This is a genomic window from Ralstonia mojiangensis, assembly GCF_023955645.1.
In the GTDB taxonomy this organism is placed as follows: Bacteria; Pseudomonadota; Gammaproteobacteria; order Burkholderiales; family Burkholderiaceae; genus Ralstonia; species Ralstonia mojiangensis.
Genome location: NZ_JAMXHU010000007.1, coordinates 73069 through 89912, shown reverse-complemented (window position 1 = coordinate 89912; position 16844 = coordinate 73069). Strand labels below are relative to the sequence as shown.

Genomic DNA, 16844 nt, shown 5'->3' with positions numbered 1-16844 from the left:
CTCATGGTTTACGTCGACATGGTTTACATGAGTGCAGGGCGCAGGGGCGGATTTCTAGAATGAGATCTCCCCATGATCCCCAACCAGCCTCATGCAATCTCGTGCCCGCAATGTGCGTGCAGATTTGACCCACGCGCCCGATGTGCCGGACCGGCAGCGGCGGCGGGCGCTTGCGTGGCTGGGTGTGCTGCCGACAATGCTGACGTCGCCCGCGCATGCATTGCTGCAAGGGTATCCCTCGCAACCGCTGCGTCTGGTCGTGCCGGCGGCGGAAGGCAGCGCGTTTGATGCGCTTGCCCGGGCACTGGCAGCGCAATTGCAACAGCAGGTCGGCCGCGAGGTGGGCGTCGAAGATCGCCCCGCAGCCAACGGCATGGCCGCCGGTGAGGCCGTGGCCCGTGCGCCGTCCGATGGCCATACGTTGCTGCTTCAACAGACCACGTTCGTCAGCCAGCCTGCGCTGGAACCAGCGTCGTATGACCCGCTGCGCGATTTCCAGCCGGTGGCGATGGTGGCCACGCTGCCGCTGTTTCTCGCCGTGGATGCGCGCTTGCCGATCTACTCCATCACCGATCTGCTTGCGCAGGCGCGCGGCGAGTCCGTCACGGTCAATTGCGGCTCGGATATCGTCGGCACGTGGTCGCATCTTGTCGCCGAGCAGTTTGTGCGCGACTACGCTTTCCATGCGCCGCATGTGGCCGTTCGCGGTGAAGCGGGGCTCGTGCAACAGATCCTGGCGGGGCGCATGACGGCGTGTTTCGCCTGCTATCCGAGCGTGGCGGCTGCCGCGGCCAATGGCCAGCTACGGTTGCTCGGGGTGACGGGCGGGGCTCGCTCGCGTTTCGCGCCCGCCGTGCCGACGCTGCGCGAAGGCGGTCTCGCCGGATTCGATCGCAGCGCCTGGATCGGCACTTTCATGCCGGCGCGCACACCCCGCCTCCTGTCGATGCGTGCGGCGGGCGAACTGCGTCGCGCCGTCGCCTCGGGTGACGTCCACGCGACGTTGCGTGCCGGCGGCTTCGAGCCGGAATGGGATGCCCCCGACACGTTTGCCCAGGCCGTGCGCCGTGATGCCATGCATTGGCAAGGGGTGATTCGACAAGCCGATCTTCGGCTGGATAGTGGCGAATAGGCTGCTTCCGCTCTCGCCCGCGCTACCGACTAATCTCGCAGGCGCACCACTTTCGGCAACCCGCAAGACGCGAAAACCCACGGCGCGGCGAACAAGCCACACAAACTGTCGGTAAGCAAGGCGTGACTGACGGGCTACGCGGGTTTCCACCTATAATGGCGGGCCGCGCGAAGCCGCCCTTGTTGGCGGGTCTGCGGTAGTCAAGACAACGAGATGCGGCAGCATGAAGCCGCCAACCTGCCGAGCCCTCTGCACCGACCTCCATCGTGTCCACCCAGCCTTCCAACGCCGTTGTCGAACTCGATCAGGTCGATTTCGCCTATCAGCCAGGCGCGCGGCGCATTCTGTCCGGCCTGTGCATGCGCGTGCCCAGGGGCAGCGTGGTGGCCGTCATGGGCGGCTCGGGCTGCGGCAAGACAACGATTCTGCGCTTGATTGGCGGCCAGGTGGCCGCTGCCGCCGGTACTGTGCGCGTGCACGGCCAAGACATCGGCGCCATGGACAAGCGTGAGTTGTACGCCGCACGCCGCCAGATGGGCATGCTGTTCCAGTTCGGAGCGCTGTTTACCGATCTGTCCGTGTTCGACAATGTGGCATTTCCACTGCGCGAACATACCGAACTGCCCGAACTGCTTATCCGCGATCTGGTGCTGATGAAGCTCAACGCCGTCGGCCTGCGCGGTGCGCGCGACCTGATGCCTTCGGAGATTTCCGGCGGTATGGCGCGGCGCGTGGCATTGGCGCGGGCGATCGCGCTGGATCCGTCGCTCATCCTCTACGACGAGCCGTTCGCGGGGCTCGACCCGATCTCGCTGGGCCTGACCGCGTCGCTCATCCGCAAGCTGAACGACGCGCTGGGCGCGACCAGCATCATCGTCTCGCACGACGTGCAGGAGACGTTCCACATCGCCGATTACGTTTACTTCATTGCCAACGGCGGCATTGCCGCGCAGGGCACGCCGGCTGAGCTCGCCGCGTCGACCGACCCGTTTGTGCGCCAGTTTGTGCACGGCGAGGCGGACGGCCCCGTGCCGTTCCACTATCCTGGGGCGCCGCTGGCCGATGACTTCGGTCTGGGCAAGAGCGGAGGTGGACGATGATCTCCGCTATCGGCCGCTTTGTTCTGGTGCTGATCAGCCGATTCGGCTACGCCGCGCGCACATTGATTTCGCTCATTGGCGCTTCCGGCGATGTGCTTCGCCGCCCGCGCTTGGTGATCGAGCAACTGCGCTTCGTCGGCAATGATTCGTTCATCATCATTGCCATATCCGGGCTGTTTGTCGGCTTCGTGCTTGGCTTGCAGGGATACAACACGCTTAATCGATACGGCTCCGAGCAGGCGCTGGGCCTGCTGGTGGCGCTGTCGCTGGTGCGCGAGCTTGGGCCGGTGGTGACGGCACTGCTGTTTGCCGGTCGCGCCGGTACCTCGCTCACGGCCGAGATTGGCTTGATGAAGGCCGGTGAGCAATTGATCGCCATGGAAATGATGGCCGTCGATCCGCTGGCCCGTGTGCTGGCGCCGCGCTTCTGGGCCGGTTTCATTGCCATGCCGCTGCTGGCCGCGATTTTTAGTGCGGTCGGTATTCTGGGCGGATACTTCGTCGGGGTCGGGCTGATTGGTGTGGACCCCGGGGCGTTCTGGTCGCAGATGCAGGCCGGCGTGGATGTCATGGACGACGTGCTCAACGGCGTCATCAAGAGTGTCGTGTTTGGTGTGGCGGTCACCTTCATTGCGCTGTATCAAGGCTATGAGGCCAAGGCCACGCCGGAAGGCGTCTCGCGCGCGACTACCCGGACGGTGGTGATCGCGTCGCTCACCGTACTGGCGCTGGATTTCGTGCTCACAGCGCTGATGTTCAGCTGAGCCGCCGGTTGTCGTTAGCGTTCAACGAGAAAAGATCATGCGTAAAAGCGTCCTCGATTTCTGGGTCGGCCTGTTTGTTCTGGTGGGCATCATTGCGCTGCTATTCCTGGCGCTCAAGGCGGGCAATATGAGTTCGTTCTCGTTTGCCAAGACTTACCAGGTGAAGGCGGCCTTCGACAATATCGGCGGCTTGAAGGTGCGGGCCCCGGTCAAGAGTTCGGGTGTAGTCGTCGGCCGTGTGTCGCAAATCCTCTTCGACGACAAGAGCTACCAGGCAATCGCCGTGCTCGACATGGATCAGCGCTATCAGTTTCCGAAAGACAGTTCGGCCAAGGTCCTGACCTCGGGTCTGCTGGGCGAGCAATACATCGGTATTGAACCGGGCGGCGACTCGGCCATGCTTGCCAGCGGCAGCAAGATCACGATGACGCAGTCGGCGGTGGTGCTGGAAAACCTGATCAGCCAATTCCTGTACAGCAAGGCTGCGGATGCCGGTGCCGGCAGCGCAAATGGCAGTGCCGGCGGAGCCAAGCCGGCCGAGGGCAGTGGGAGTAAATAAACCATGAAAACAACAACATCCATCCATACGCTGCGCGGCTTTGTGCTGGCCGTGGCCGCTGGCGCTACGCTGCTGACCGGCTGCGCAACGGGGCCGAATGCCAATCCGGCAGACCCGATCGAGCCGTTCAACCGCGAAGTCTTCCGCATCAATGAGGACCTCGACAAGGGCGTGCTGAAGCCGGTTGCGCAAACGTATGTCGATGTGGTGCCGTCGCCGGCGCGCACTGCCGTGTCGAATTTCTTCTCGAATGCGGGCGATGTCTATTCGGCCGTCAACAACCTGCTGCAGTTGAAGGGGACGGCCGCGCTGGAAGACACCATGCGTGTGGCGATCAATACGGTGCTGGGGCTGGGTGGTCTGATCGACATTGCGTCGGACGCCGGCCTGCCGAAGCACAAGGAAGATTTCGGCCAGACACTGGGTGTATGGGGCGTGCCGTCGGGTCCGTACGTCGTTTGGCCGTTGCTCGGCCCGAGCACCGCACGTGACACGGTCGGTTTCCTGGTCGACTGGCAGATGGATCCGCTCACGTATTGGCACGACAGCACGATCACCTATTCGCTGGCCGCGCTGCGCGTGGTTGACGTGCGTGCCAACCTGCTGGGCGCCAGCAATGTGTTCGAACAGGCCGCTGTCGACAAATACACCTTCCTGCGGGATGCCTATCTGCAGCGCCGCCGATACCTGATCTATGACGGCAACCTGCCGGAAGATCAGGACAACAAGAAATCGCCGGACACCGGTGACGCCACGGTCTCGCCGTACCAGCGCTTCACCCCCAACTGGCCGGTGTTCCGCCGCTGATCGGTACACGTAACAAGGTCGCCTCAAAGGTGACAAGGCGTAAAACTGGCCGGCCCGCACGAACTTGGCTGCGGGCGGTCTGTTCTAATCGCCAACAAGATTGCGGCGAATGTGCTGCAAGCGACCCGAAAATCACACTATAAGGACGCGATATGTTGAAGAAACTCCTCCGCTCCCTGTTCGCTGGTCTCACGCTGACGGCTGCCGTGGCAGCCGCGCCGGTCTACGCTCAGGAAGCCGATGCCCAGGCCACCGTCAAGACGGCTGTGGACGACGTGCTCACCACCATCAAGAGCGATCCGGAACTGCGCGGCGGTAACATGAGCAAGGTGTACCAGCTCGTCGACCAGAAGATCGTGCCGCGCGCCGATTTCAAACGCACCACGCAGATTGCCATGGGCCGCTTCTGGAACCAGGCATCGCCGGAGCAACAGCAGCAGATTCAGGACGGTTTCAAAACGCTGCTGATCCGCACTTACGCGGGTGCGCTGTCGAACGTGAAAAACCAGACCGTTTCGTACAAGCCGTTCCGTGCGGCCGCCGATGACACCGACGTGGTGGTGCGCTCGACGGTGAACAATAACGGCGAGCCGGTGGCTCTGGACTACCGCCTTGAAAAGACGGCCGGTGGCTGGAAGGTGTACGACATCAACATCAGCGGCCTGTGGCTGTCGGAAACGTACAAGAACCAGTTTGCCGATGTCATCAGCAAGCGTGGCGGCGTGGCGGGCCTTGTGAGCTTCCTGAACGAGCGCAACTCGCAGCTTGAGAAGGGCCCGGCAAAGTAAGCGGCCTTCCGGTAGAATCGATACAGCGGTCACTTGGCCGCTGTTTCTTTTTCCGGCGCATCCACTTCCACCATGTTGACCTTGTCCGGCCCGCTGACTCACCGCGAAGCGCCGCGCGTTCTGCGCGAGGGCGAGGCTCAGCTTGGCCAAGCACGCGAAGCCGGCATTGCCGCGCTGCACGTCGATTGCGCTGGCCTGTCGCAGGTCGATTCGTCTGCGCTGGCAGTGCTGCTGTCGTGGCAGCGCACGGCGCAGGATGCCGGTATCGCGCTTGATATCGCAGGCGCCCCGCAAGCGCTGTCCAACCTCGCCACGCTGTACGGCGTGGAGTCTCTGCTGGCCGTCGCGCCAGCTCCTGCTGCCCACCATCACGCTCGACATTGAGGCGGCGTCCGGTGCGGGGGCGCGGGGTGATTCCCCCGAACCCGTCATCGCGATGCCGCGCTCCGGCCGAAGCGTCGCGCGCGCCCTCGGCATTCGCGGTTCGGCGTCGTCAGCTGTGGCGCCGTGAGTTGGTGCAGTTCCCCTATAATTCTGGGTTTGTCGCTCTGCAGCCGCCGTGTGCGGTATCCGCGGCCGTTATGGTCTTGTCGATCCACGGTCCTGGGGTGCGCAGAGTAGTTCACTTTGTCGGCCATGAAAGCCATCGAAATCGCTGACGTCCGTAAGCGCTACAAGTCGTTGCAAGCGCTCAAGGGCGTGAGCCTATCTGTCGAGCAAGGCGAGTTTTTCGGCTTGCTGGGCCCCAACGGCGCGGGCAAGACCACGCTGATCTCCATCCTTGCGGGCCTGAATCGTGCCGATTCCGGCCACGTACGCGTGCTCGGTCACGACGTCGTTACCGACTACCGCACGGCGCGCCGCAAGCTGGGCGTGGTGCCGCAGGAACTGGTGTTCGATCCGTTCTTCACGGTGCGCGAAACACTGCGCCTGCAGTCGGGTTACTTCGGGCTGACCAAGAACGACGATTGGATCGACGAGGTCATGGCCAACCTCGACCTCACCAGCAAGGCCGACGCCAATATGCGCGCGTTGTCGGGCGGCATGAAGCGCCGCGTGCTGGTGGCGCAGGCCTTGGTACATCGGCCGCCCGTGATCGTGCTGGACGAGCCGACCGCCGGCGTGGACGTCGAGTTGCGTCAGACGCTGTGGAAATTCATCTCGCGGCTGAACCGCGAAGGCCATACCGTCGTGCTGACCACGCACTACCTGGAAGAAGCCGAATCCCTGTGCGACCGCATCGCCATGCTCAAGTTTGGCGAAGTGGTGGCGCTTGATCGCACGGCGAATCTGCTCTCGCAATTTGCGGGGCTGCAACTGGTGCTGAGCTTTGCGAGGGGAGCGCTGCCCGCGTCGCTGGAAGCCCTGCGCCTGCCGGGCAACCACGGCGAGCGCGGCGTGCGCTTGCGCCTGTCGGGCTATGGCGAGGTCGAACAGATTCTCTCCACATGCCGCCTCGCCGGCTGCGAGATCGACGACATGGAAGTCGCCAAGGCTGATTTGGAAGACGTATTCGTGCAGATCATGCGCCGCGAGGGCGGCTTGCCCGTCGGGCCTCAAACGCCTGCCATTCCCGATTCTGCGCTGGAGCCCGCTGCATGAACGCCATTCCCGAGAGCTTGCCGGGCCGTTGGGTCGGTTTCCGCACGCTGCTGTACAAGGAAGTGCTGCGCTTCTGGAAGGTGAGCTTTCAGACCGTCGCCGCGCCGGTGTTGACCGCGCTGCTGTATCTGCTGATCTTCGGGCACGTGCTGGAAGACCGCGTCAAGGTATTCGACCAGTTGAGCTACACCGCTTTCCTGGTGCCTGGCTTGGTGATGATGAGCGTGCTGCAGAACGCGTTCGCAAACAGCTCGTCGTCGCTCATCCAGTCGAAGATCACCGGCAACCTGGTGTTCATCATGCTGCCGCCGCTGTCGCACTGGGAGATGTTTGGCGCGTACGTGTGCGCGTCTGTGATTCGCGGTCTGGCTGTGGGTACGGGCGTGCTGATTGTGACGACCTTGTTTGCGCACCTGCACTTCGCGCAGCCGCTGTGGATCATCGTGTTCGCCGTGCTCGGCGCGAGCGTGCTGGGCACGCTGGGGCTGATTGCCGGCATCTGGGCTGAAAAGTTCGATCAGCTCGCAGCGTTCCAGAACTTTCTGATCGTGCCGGCGACCTTCCTGGCCGGCGTGTTCTATTCGATTCATTCGCTGCCGCCGTTTTGGCAGGCGGTGTCCCACGCCAACCCGTTCTTCTACATGATCGACGGCTTCCGCTACGGCTTCTTCGGTGTGTCCGATGTGCCGGTGACGACGAGCCTCGGTGTGATGTTGATCGCGCTGGTCGTGGTGGGGGGAGTGGCCCTGCAGATGCTGCGCACGGGCTACAAGCTGCGCCATTGATGCGTCGATAAGAGACCGCTGAAAAATGATTCCGACGGCCCAGGGCCTCCTTGCCGTACTGCGTGTAGCGTCTGCATCGGCCTTGAACCGTCAGAACCGTTTCGCTTCATTTTGCAGCGATCTCTAAAAACAACGACGACGCACCACCCTAACGTTTTTGGAGAAGGGAAGGCCATGTTGCCCACACCCGAACAAGTCAAGCAGTACATCGAAACCGGCCTGCCGTGCGAGCACCTCGAAGTCGAGGGCGACGGCCAGCACTTTTTTGCCACCATCGTCAGCGCGCAATTTGAAGGCAAGCGGTTGATCCAGCGTCACCAGCTCGTCTACGCAGCGCTGGGTGAGCGGATGCGCGCGGAAATCCACGCGCTTTCCATGAAGACGCTCACCCCGGCGGAGTGGCAGTCCTGATGGCCGAGCTTGATCCCACACCGGTTACCGTTTCAACCGACTCCGACCTCGCGCTCGCTGAGCGCCCCTCTCAAAGTGATCGACGAGACGTCTCGCTCATGGACAAACTGCTGATCGAAGGCAATGGCCCCTTGTCGGGCGAAATCCGCGTGTCTGGCGCCAAGAACGCCGCGCTGCCCATCATGTGTGCCGCGCTGCTGACGGCCGAGCCGCTGGCGCTGAGCAACGTGCCGAACCTGCAGGACGTGCGCACGATGCTCAAACTGCTGCGCCAGATGGGCGTGGAAGGTGCGCTCGACGGCCATCACCTTACGCTCGACGCCGCGACCATCCACACGCCGGAAGCTTCGTACGACCTGGTGAAGACCATGCGTGCGTCGATCCTGGTGCTGGGCCCGCTGCTGGCGCGTTTCGGCCATGCGCGTGTGTCGCTGCCGGGCGGTTGCGGCATCGGCGCGCGCCCGGTCGATCAGCACATCAAGGGCCTGCAACTGATGGGCGCCGAGATCGTGATCGAACACGGCTACATCGAAGCCAAGCTTGTTGATGGCGCCAAGCGCCTGCGTGGCGCGCGCATCGTCACGGACATGGTGACGGTCACGGGCACCGAAAACCTGCTGATGGCCGCCGCGTTGGCAGACGGCGAAACCGTGCTGGAAAACGCAGCACGCGAGCCCGAAGTCACCGACCTGGCCAACCTGCTTGTGAAGATGGGCGCGCGCATCGAAGGCATTGGCACCGACCGCCTTGTGATCCAGGGCGTTGAAGCGCTGCACGGCGCTGCGCACACGGTGATCGCCGATCGCATTGAAGCCGGTACTTTCCTGTGCGCTGTGGCTGCGGCCGGCGGCGATGTGACGCTGCGCGGCGTACCGCCGGGCATTCTCGATGCCGTGCTCGACAAGCTGCGCGAAGCCGGCGTAACGCTCACCACGGGCGACGACTGGATCCGCGTGCAGATGACGGGCCGCCCCAAGGCGGTGAGCTTCCGCACGTCGGAATACCCGGCGTTCCCGACCGACATGCAGGCGCAGTTCATGATGCTCAACGCCATTGCCGAAGGTTCTGCCACGGTGACGGAGACCATCTTCGAAAACCGCTTCATGCACGTGCAGGAACTGAACCGCCTGGGCGCCAATATCGTGATCGATGGCAAAACGGCGGTGGTGACGGGCGTCGAGCAATTGTCGGGCGCGACCGTCATGGCGACCGATCTGCGTGCGTCGGCCAGCCTTGTCATTGCCGGCCTGATCGCGCAGGGCGAGACGCTGGTCGACCGCATTTATCACCTCGACCGCGGCTACGACCGCATCGAAGACAAGCTGTCCGCTGTCGGCGCCAAGATCCGCCGCATTCAAGCGTAAGGTAAGGAACCCGCCGGCTATGAACGCATTCCAGTCCGCCTCCAACCAGCTCACGCTGGCGCTGTCCAAAGGGCGCATCTTTGAAGAGACGCTGCCGCTGCTGAAGGCCGCCGGCATCGAGGTGACCGAAGATCCGGAGACCTCGCGCAAGCTGATTCTGCCGACGTCGGATCCGGCGCTGCGCGTGATCATCGTGCGCGCGTCCGATGTGCCGACCTACGTGCAATACGGCGCGGCGGACTTCGGTGTGGCCGGCCGCGACGTGCTGATGGAGCACGGCATGGCGGGCCTGTATGCGCCCATCGACCTGAACATTGCCCGCTGCCGCATGTCGGTGGCGGTGCCCAAGGGCTTCGATTACGCCAACGCGGTGCGCCAGGGTGCGCGCCTGTCTGTGGCGACGAAGTATCTGAATACCGCGCGCGAGCACTTCGCCAAGAAGGGCGTGCACGTCGACCTGATCAAGCTGTATGGCTCGATGGAGCTGGGCCCGCTGGTGGGCCTGGCTGACGCCATCGTCGACCTGGTCAGCACGGGCGGCACGCTGCGCGCGAACAACCTCGTCGAGGTGGAAGAGATCGTGCAGATCTCGTCCCGACTGGTCGTCAACCAGGCTGCGCTGAAACTCAAGCGCGACCGGCTGGCGCCTATCCTCGACGCTTTCGAGCGCGCCTCCGCGACGGACGCGCGTGTTGGGGAAGCCGCATGAGCCTGACCATCCGTAAGCTGGATTCGGCCGAAGCCGGATTCGCGGCGCAACTGCGCCAGGTGCTCGCTTTTGAAGCGAGCGAAGACGAAGCCATCGACCGCGCCGCCGCGCAAATCCTGGCTGACGTGAAGGCACGCGGCGATGCCGCCGTGCTGGAAGCCACGCGCCGCTTCGACCGCATCGAAGCTGACAGCGTAGCCGCGCTGGAACTGTCGCCGGCCACTCTGCAGGCTGCACTCGATGGTCTGGAGCCCAAGCGCCGCGCGGCACTGGAAGCCGCTGCCGCCCGCGTGCGCGCGTATCACGAGAAGCAGAAGATCGAGTGCGGCACGCACAGCTGGGAATACGCCGAAGCCGATGGCACGGTGCTCGGCCAGAAAGTGACGCCGCTCGACCGCGTGGGCATTTACGTGCCGGGCGGCAAGGCGGCATACCCGTCGTCGGTGCTGATGAATGCGATTCCGGCTCGCGTGGCAGGGGTCAGGGAAATTATCATGGTGGTGCCCACGCCCGGCGGCGTGCGCAATGAGCTGGTGCTGGCTGCGGCCTGCATTGCCGGCGTGGACCGCGTGTTCACCATCGGCGGCGCGCAGGCCGTGGGGGCACTCGCTTATGGCACCGACACCGTCCCCGCCGTCGACAAGATCGTCGGCCCGGGTAACGCCTATGTGGCCGCTGCCAAGCGTCGCGTGTTCGGCACGGTCGGCATCGACATGATTGCCGGTCCGTCGGAAATCCTCGTCATCTGCGATGGCACGACCGATCCGGATTGGGTGGCGATGGACTTGTTCTCGCAAGCCGAGCACGACGAACTGGCCCAGTCGATCCTGCTGTGCCCGAACGCAGAGTTCATCGCGCAGGTGGAAGCCAGCATCAACCGTCAGCTTGAAGACATGCCGCGCCGTAGCGTGATTGCCGAGTCGCTGTCGGGCCGTGGCGCGCTCGTCAAGGTGCGCGACATGGAAGAGGCGTGCGACATCGCCAACGACATCGCTCCCGAACATCTGGAGATTTCTGCCGAGAACCCGCGCCAGTGGGCCGAGCGCATCCGCCACGCCGGCGCGATCTTCCTGGGCAAGTACACCAGCGAATCGCTGGGCGATTACTGCGCAGGTCCGAACCACGTGTTGCCGACCTCGCGCACGGCGCGCTTCTCGTCGCCGCTGGGCGTGTACGACTTCATCAAGCGCTCCAGCCTGATCGAAGTGAGCGAAGCCGGTGCGCAGATGCTGGGCGAGATTGCTGCCGAGCTGGCCTACGGCGAAGGCTTACAGGCGCATGCCCGCAGCGCTGAATATCGCCTGCAACGCCCCGCCTCCGAATAACACGCGCCGCACAACGATGACCGCCACCGCTCCGGCCCAAACCTCTCTGGATGACCTGCTCGCCCACATCGTGCGCGACGACGTTCGCGCCATGGGTGCGTACCACGTGCCCGACGCGACCGGCATGGTCAAGCTGGACGCGATGGAGAACCCGTATTCGCTGCCGGCGATGCTGCGCGACGCGTTGGGCAAGCGCCTGGCCGAAGTCGCGCTCAATCGCTACCCGGTGCCGACGGCCGACGCGCTCAAGGCGCAGCTCAAGCAAGTGATGCACGTGCCTGCCGGCGCCGAGGTGCTGCTCGGCAACGGTTCGGACGAGATCATCAGCCTGATCGCCATTGCGGCGGCCAAGCCAGGCGCGACCGTGCTGGCGCCCGTGCCGGGTTTCGTGATGTACGCGATGTCGGCGCAGTTGCTGGGCCTGAAATTCGTCGGCGTGCCACTCAAGGCGGACCTGACGCTCGACCGTGACGCCATGTTGGCCGCCATGACCGAGCACCAGCCGGCCGTCATCTACCTGGCGTATCCGAATAACCCGACCGGCAACCTGTTCGACGCGGCCGACATGGACGCGATCATCCGCGCCGCTCGCGGCCCCGTGTGCCAGAGCCTGGTGGTGGTCGACGAGGCCTACCAGCCGTTCGCGCAACATAGCTGGATGCCGCGCTTGCGCGATTTCGATCACCTTCTGGTGATGCGCACCGTCTCGAAGCTGGGCCTGGCCGGTATTCGCCTCGGCTACGTGGCTGGCCACCCGAAGTGGATCGCCGAGCTGGACAAGGTGCGTCCGCCATACAACGTGAATGTGCTGACGGAGGCGACTGCCCAGTTCATGCTCGAACACGTGGACGTACTGGATGCCCAGGCAGCGACCTTGCGTGCCGAGCGCACCAAGTTGATCGATGCGCTGTCGGCTCACCCGGGCGTGACGGTGTTCCCGAGCGCGGCGAATTTCATCCTGCTGCGCGTGCCCGATGCCGCCGCTTTGTTCGAGCGCCTGCTCAATCGGCGGATTCTGATTAAAAACGTCAGTAAAATGCACCCGTTGCTGACCAACTGTCTGCGCGTGACGGTCAGCAATCCCGAAGAAAACGCGCAATTTATCGATGCCTTTGCCGCATCGATGCAGGAAGCCCCATGAGCCGCCGTGTAGAGGTCACTCGTAATACCTCTGAAACGCAGATCCGCGTCGCCCTTGATTTGGACGGCACGGGCAAGCAGACGCTGAACACCGGCGTCCCCTTCCTCGACCACATGCTCGACCAGATCGCTCGACATGGCATGGTCGACCTGGACGTCTCGGCCACCGGCGACACCCATATCGACGATCATCACACCGTGGAAGACGTCGGCATCACGCTGGGCCAGGCTGTCGCCAAGGCCATCGGCGACAAAAAGGGCATCGTGCGTTACGGCCACAGCTACGTGCCGCTGGACGAAGCCCTGTCGCGCGTGGTCATCGATTTCTCAGGCCGTCCTGGCCTGGAGTTCCACGTGCCGTTCACGCGCGCACGCGTGGGCAATTTTGACGTGGACCTGTCCATCGAATTCTTCCGCGGGTTCGTCAATCATGCCGGCGTGACGCTGCATATCGACAACCTGCGCGGCGTCAACGCGCACCACCAGATCGAGACCGTGTTCAAGGCCTTCGGCCGCGCGCTGCGCATGGCGGTGGAGATCGATCCGCGCGCTGCCGGCACGATTCCGTCGACCAAGGGCGCCCTGTAAATCACCGCGTCGGCCTGGCCGCGCCTACCCGACTCCAACACCGGCCGCCGATCCGATGGATCTGACAAAAAGCTTTTTCTCGCTGCTCGCGCTGATCAACCCGATCGGGGCGATCCCGTTCTTCATCAGCCTGACCGAGAGCCAGACGGATGAAGAGAAGCGCCGCACCATCAAGGTCGCATCGATTTCGGTGGCGATCGTGATTGGCCTGTCGGCGTTGCTCGGCGAGCAGATCATCAGCTTTTTCGGGTTCTCGGTGGGTTCGCTGCAGGTCGGCGGCGGGATCATCATGATCATGATCGCGCTGAACATGCTCAATGCGCAGACCAGCCGCACCAAGGCCACGCCCGAAGAAGAGGACGAGGCCGGTGCCAAGGCCAGCATTGCGGTTGTGCCGCTGGCGATTCCGCTGCTCACGGGCCCAGGCTCGATCAGCACGGTCATCGTCTACGCTGGCAAGACCAAGCACTGGTGGGACCTGTTTCTCCTGGCTGGGGTCGGTGTTGCGATCGCAGTCGTGGTCTGGATCGTGTTGCGCGCGGCCGAGCCGATCGCCCGTGTGATCGGCCGCACCGGCATCAACGTCGGCACGCGGTTGATGGGCTTGATCCTGGCGGCGCTGGCCGTGGAATTTATCGTTGACGGGCTGAAAACCCTGTTGCCCGTACTTAGGGCCTAAGTTAAGTCATGACTAAGATCGCAATCGTCGATTACGGCATGGGCAATCTGCGCTCGGTAGCGCAAGCCTTGATGGCCGTTGCTCCAGAGGCCGATGTGCGCATCAGTGCGCAAGCGGATGAAATTCGTTCGGCCGACCGCGTGGTGTTGCCGGGGCAGGGTGCCATGCCCGATTGCATGGCCGCGTTCGACCAGTCCGGCCTGCGCGACGCGGTGCTGGAGGCATCGCGCAGCAAGCCGATGCTCGGCGTGTGCGTGGGCGAGCAAATGCTGCTTGAGCGCAGCACCGAGGCGCGCTCCGGACAGCAATACACTGAAGGATTGGGCCTTATCAAAGGCGATGTGGTCCGTTTTGATCTGGACGGCCAGTTGCAGCCGGACGGTTCACGGTACAAAGTGCCTCAGATGGGCTGGAACCGCGTGCACCAGAGTCGTGCCCACGCCCTCTGGGAAGGTGTGGCGGATCAGAGCTACTTCTATTTCGTGCACAGCTACTACGCCCGGCCTGCCAACGCTGACGAATCGGTCGGAGAGACCGAATACGGCGTGCGGTTTACCTCCGCCATCGCCCGGGATAATATTTTTGCAACACAGTTTCACCCGGAAAAAAGTGCGCAAGCCGGCCTGCAGATCTACCGAAACTTCGTGCACTGGAATCCGTGACGCCCGCCGTGGCGTCGCAATCGAATCCATTTTTCGCCCTTTTTAATCTTTCCCCTCAACTCTGTCGTCACGCTTATGTTGCTCATCCCGGCCATCGACCTGAAGGACGGTCAGTGTGTGCGCCTCAAACAAGGCGATATGGATCAAGCCACCGTATTCTCGGAAGACCCTGCTGCCATGGCGCGGCATTGGGTCGAGCAGGGTGCGCGCCGCTTGCACCTTGTCGATCTGAATGGCGCTTTCGCGGGCAAGCCGCGTAACGAGGCGGCCGTCAAGGCGATCCTCGCCGAGGTGGGCGATGAGATTCCCGTGCAACTCGGCGGCGGCATCCGCGATCTGGGCACCATCGAGCGCTGGCTCGACGATGGCTTGTCGTACGTGATCATCGGCACGGCGGCGGTCAAGGATCCGGGCTTTCTGCGGGACGCATGCACGGCGTTCGGCGGCCACATCATCGTCGGACTCGATGCCAAGGACGGCAAGGTGGCGACCGATGGCTGGAGCAAGCTCTCCGGCCACGAAGTCGTTGACCTCGCCAAGAAGTACGAAGACTACGGCGTCGAAGGCATCATCTACACCGACATCGGCCGCGACGGCATGCTGCAGGGCATCAACATCGATGCCACCGTCAAGCTGGCGCAGTCGGTGAAGATTCCGGTCATTGCCAGTGGTGGCCTGTCGAACCTGAAGGACATCGACCATCTTTGCGCGGTCGAAGAATATGGCGTGGAGGGCGTGATCTGTGGTCGCGCGATCTACTCCGGCGACCTGAACTTCAAGGAAGCGCAAGCCCTTGCGGACAAACTCGGCGCGGCCTGATCGTTGATCCAGCCGTGCACAACGGGCGCTCCGGCGCCCGACTCATCATGCTAGCCAAACGAATCATCCCCTGCCTGGACGTGACCAACGGCCGGGTGGTCAAGGGCGTCAATTTCGTCGAATTGCGCGACGCCGGCGACCCCGTCGAAATCGCACGCCGTTACGACGAGCAGGGCGCCGACGAAATCACCTTCCTCGACATCACGGCCACCTCGGACGGGCGTGACCTGATGCTGGGCATCATTGAAGCGGTGGCTTCGCAGGTGTTCATTCCGCTGACGGTGGGTGGCGGGGTGCGCGCGCTGGAAGACGTGCGTCGGCTGCTCAATGCCGGTGCGGACAAGATCAGCATGAACTCGTCGGCGGTATCGAATCCGCAACTGGTTTCGGACGCCAGCGCCCGCCACGGCGCCCAGTGCATTGTCGTGGCCATCGATGCCAAGAAGGTGTCGGGCGAAGGCGAGGCACCGCGCTGGGAGGTCTTCACGCACGGTGGCCGCAAGGGCACGGGCCTGGACGCCGTGGCGTGGGCACGTGAAATGGCACAGCGGGGCGCCGGCGAAATCCTGCTCACCAGCATGGACCGGGACGGTACCAAGGCCGGCTTCGACCTGGAGCTCACGCGCGCCGTCTCGGACGCAGTGCCGGTGCCGGTCATCGCCTCGGGCGGCGTGGGCAACCTGCAGCATCTGGCAGACGGCATCCAGCAAGGTCACGCCGATGCGGTGCTGGCGGCCAGCATCTTCCATTACGGCGAATACACCGTCGGCCAGGCCAAGCAATTCATGGCGGAGCAGGGCATTCCAGTACGGATCGGACTATGAGCAAGAAGTGGCTGAACAAGGTCCACTGGGACGACAACGGCCTGGTGCCGGTGATCGTGCAGGAGCAGGGCAGCAATGACGTCCTGATGTTCGCCTTCATGAACCGCGAGGCGTTGCAGAAGACGGTGGAAACCGGCGAGGCCGTATTCTGGTCGCGCTCGCGCAAGCGTCTGTGGCACAAGGGCGAGGAGTCCGGCCACATCCAGAAGGTGCACGAAATCCGCCTCGACTGCGATGAAGACGTAGTCTTGCTGCGCGTCACACAAATCGGCGGCATCGCCTGCCATACTGGCCGCCACGCGTGCTTTTTCCAGAAGTTCGAAGGCAATGTGGAGGACGGCGATTGGCATACCGTCGAGCCGGTGCTCAAGGACCCCGACGACATCTACGCCGGCAAGCCCGGCCACAATCATGAGTGACACCCTGCGCCGCCTGGGCGAGGTGCTCGAATCCCGCAAGCTTGCCAATGGCGGCGACCCGGAAAAGAGCTACATCGCCCGCCTGTTCAACAAGGGCGACGATGCCATCCTTAAGAAGATCGGCGAAGAGGCCACCGAGACCGTCATGGCCGCCAAGGATGCCCGCGCCGCAGGCATGACCGACGAGGCGTGCAGCAAGGTCGTCTACGAAGTGGCCGATCTGTGGTTCCACACCATGGTGTTGCTATCGCACTTCAACCTCACGCCGGACGACGTCGTCAGTGAGCTGGCGCGCCGCGAAGGGCTTTCCGGCCTGGAAGAGAAGGCGCTGCGCAAGTCGCAGGCACGCGACGCGGCGGGTGACTGA

At 63.6% G+C, this 16844-nt stretch carries 21 protein-coding genes; all 21 read left to right on the top strand.

All coding sequences use genetic code 11. The features are described 5' to 3' along the window. The first annotated feature begins 91 nt into the window (after positions 1–91). The 21 genes from NG898_RS25340 to NG898_RS25240 all read left to right on the top strand — a co-directional run bounded on the left by NG898_RS25340 (position 92) and on the right by NG898_RS25240 (position 16844). Complete coding sequence (locus NG898_RS25340; protein ID WP_252695009.1) at positions 92–1132, top strand: Bug family tripartite tricarboxylate transporter substrate binding protein; 1041 nt, start codon at positions 92–94, stop codon at positions 1130–1132. A gap of 266 nt (positions 1133–1398) precedes the next feature. Beyond that, a complete protein-coding gene (locus NG898_RS25335; protein ID WP_252695008.1) occupies positions 1399–2232 on the top strand; it encodes an ABC transporter ATP-binding protein in 834 nt (277 codons plus the stop codon). Beyond that, positions 2229–2996 (top strand): lipid asymmetry maintenance ABC transporter permease subunit MlaE, encoded by a 768-nt coding sequence (gene mlaE / locus NG898_RS25330; RefSeq protein ID WP_252695007.1) that lies wholly within the window; start codon positions 2229–2231, stop codon positions 2994–2996. Before NG898_RS25335 ends, mlaE begins: the two co-directional genes overlap by 4 nt. A gap of 37 nt (positions 2997–3033) precedes the next feature. Continuing rightward, positions 3034–3555, top strand: a complete 522-nt coding sequence (mlaD, locus tag NG898_RS25325; protein WP_024977847.1) for an outer membrane lipid asymmetry maintenance protein MlaD — start codon at positions 3034–3036, stop codon at positions 3553–3555. 3 nt (positions 3556–3558) lie between these two features. Then, the gene (locus NG898_RS25320; protein ID WP_252695006.1) at positions 3559–4362 is read left to right on the top strand and encodes an MlaA family lipoprotein; all 804 of its coding nucleotides are present in this window, start codon (positions 3559–3561) and stop codon (positions 4360–4362) included. A gap of 152 nt (positions 4363–4514) precedes the next feature. Then, a complete protein-coding gene (locus NG898_RS25315; protein ID WP_252695005.1) occupies positions 4515–5150 on the top strand; it encodes an MlaC/ttg2D family ABC transporter substrate-binding protein in 636 nt (211 codons plus the stop codon). A 72-nt stretch (positions 5151–5222) separates the two neighbouring features. Then, positions 5223–5534, top strand: a complete 312-nt coding sequence (locus tag NG898_RS25310; protein ID WP_252695004.1) for an STAS domain-containing protein — start codon at positions 5223–5225, stop codon at positions 5532–5534. A 252-nt stretch (positions 5535–5786) separates the two neighbouring features. After that, positions 5787–6752, top strand: a complete 966-nt coding sequence (locus tag NG898_RS25305; protein ID WP_252695003.1) for an ABC transporter ATP-binding protein — start codon at positions 5787–5789, stop codon at positions 6750–6752. Next, positions 6749–7537 (top strand): ABC transporter permease, encoded by a 789-nt coding sequence (locus NG898_RS25300; protein WP_045203042.1) that lies wholly within the window; start codon positions 6749–6751, stop codon positions 7535–7537. The genes NG898_RS25305 and NG898_RS25300 overlap by 4 nt, the downstream gene beginning before the upstream one ends. A 174-nt stretch (positions 7538–7711) precedes the next feature. Continuing rightward, positions 7712–7948, top strand: a complete 237-nt coding sequence (locus tag NG898_RS25295) for a BolA family protein (RefSeq protein WP_024542178.1) — start codon at positions 7712–7714, stop codon at positions 7946–7948. 98 nt (positions 7949–8046) lie between these two features. Next, positions 8047–9312, top strand: a complete 1266-nt coding sequence (gene murA, locus NG898_RS25290) for a UDP-N-acetylglucosamine 1-carboxyvinyltransferase (protein WP_252695002.1) — start codon at positions 8047–8049, stop codon at positions 9310–9312. Between the two features lie 19 nt (positions 9313–9331). Beyond that, the gene (hisG, locus tag NG898_RS25285; RefSeq protein WP_009241938.1) at positions 9332–10021 is read left to right on the top strand and encodes an ATP phosphoribosyltransferase; all 690 of its coding nucleotides are present in this window, start codon (positions 9332–9334) and stop codon (positions 10019–10021) included. Continuing rightward, on the top strand, positions 10018–11346 hold the full coding sequence (hisD, locus tag NG898_RS25280) for a histidinol dehydrogenase (RefSeq protein ID WP_252695001.1): 1329 nt from the start codon (positions 10018–10020) through the stop codon (positions 11344–11346). The genes hisG and hisD overlap by 4 nt, the downstream gene beginning before the upstream one ends. Positions 11347–11362: 16 nt before the next feature. Then, positions 11363–12487 (top strand): histidinol-phosphate transaminase, encoded by a 1125-nt coding sequence (hisC, locus tag NG898_RS25275; protein WP_252695000.1) that lies wholly within the window; start codon positions 11363–11365, stop codon positions 12485–12487. Continuing rightward, a complete protein-coding gene (gene hisB / locus NG898_RS25270) occupies positions 12484–13074 on the top strand; it encodes an imidazoleglycerol-phosphate dehydratase HisB (protein ID WP_024977837.1) in 591 nt (196 codons plus the stop codon). Before hisC ends, hisB begins: the two co-directional genes overlap by 4 nt. Positions 13075–13129: 55 nt before the next feature. After that, positions 13130–13753: a MarC family protein gene (locus tag NG898_RS25265; protein ID WP_004634603.1), complete on the top strand. Its 624-nt coding sequence runs from the start codon at positions 13130–13132 to the stop codon at positions 13751–13753. 8 nt (positions 13754–13761) lie between these two features. Continuing rightward, entirely contained in the window at positions 13762–14415 is a 654-nt protein-coding gene (gene hisH / locus NG898_RS25260) for an imidazole glycerol phosphate synthase subunit HisH (protein ID WP_092975723.1), read from the top strand. Positions 14416–14490: 75 nt separating this feature from the next. Beyond that, a complete protein-coding gene (gene hisA, locus NG898_RS25255; RefSeq protein WP_045203048.1) occupies positions 14491–15234 on the top strand; it encodes a 1-(5-phosphoribosyl)-5-[(5-phosphoribosylamino)methylideneamino]imidazole-4-carboxamide isomerase in 744 nt (247 codons plus the stop codon). Between the two features lie 47 nt (positions 15235–15281). Beyond that, positions 15282–16058 carry an imidazole glycerol phosphate synthase subunit HisF gene (gene hisF, locus NG898_RS25250; protein ID WP_037032054.1) on the top strand — a complete coding sequence of 259 codons (777 nt, stop codon included), beginning with the start codon at positions 15282–15284 and terminating at the stop codon, positions 16056–16058. Further along, positions 16055–16477: a phosphoribosyl-AMP cyclohydrolase gene (gene hisI, locus NG898_RS25245; protein WP_024977832.1), complete on the top strand. Its 423-nt coding sequence runs from the start codon at positions 16055–16057 to the stop codon at positions 16475–16477. The genes hisF and hisI overlap by 4 nt, the downstream gene beginning before the upstream one ends. Then, positions 16470–16844 (top strand): phosphoribosyl-ATP diphosphatase, encoded by a 375-nt coding sequence (locus tag NG898_RS25240; RefSeq protein WP_252694999.1) that lies wholly within the window; start codon positions 16470–16472, stop codon positions 16842–16844. The genes hisI and NG898_RS25240 overlap by 8 nt, the downstream gene beginning before the upstream one ends.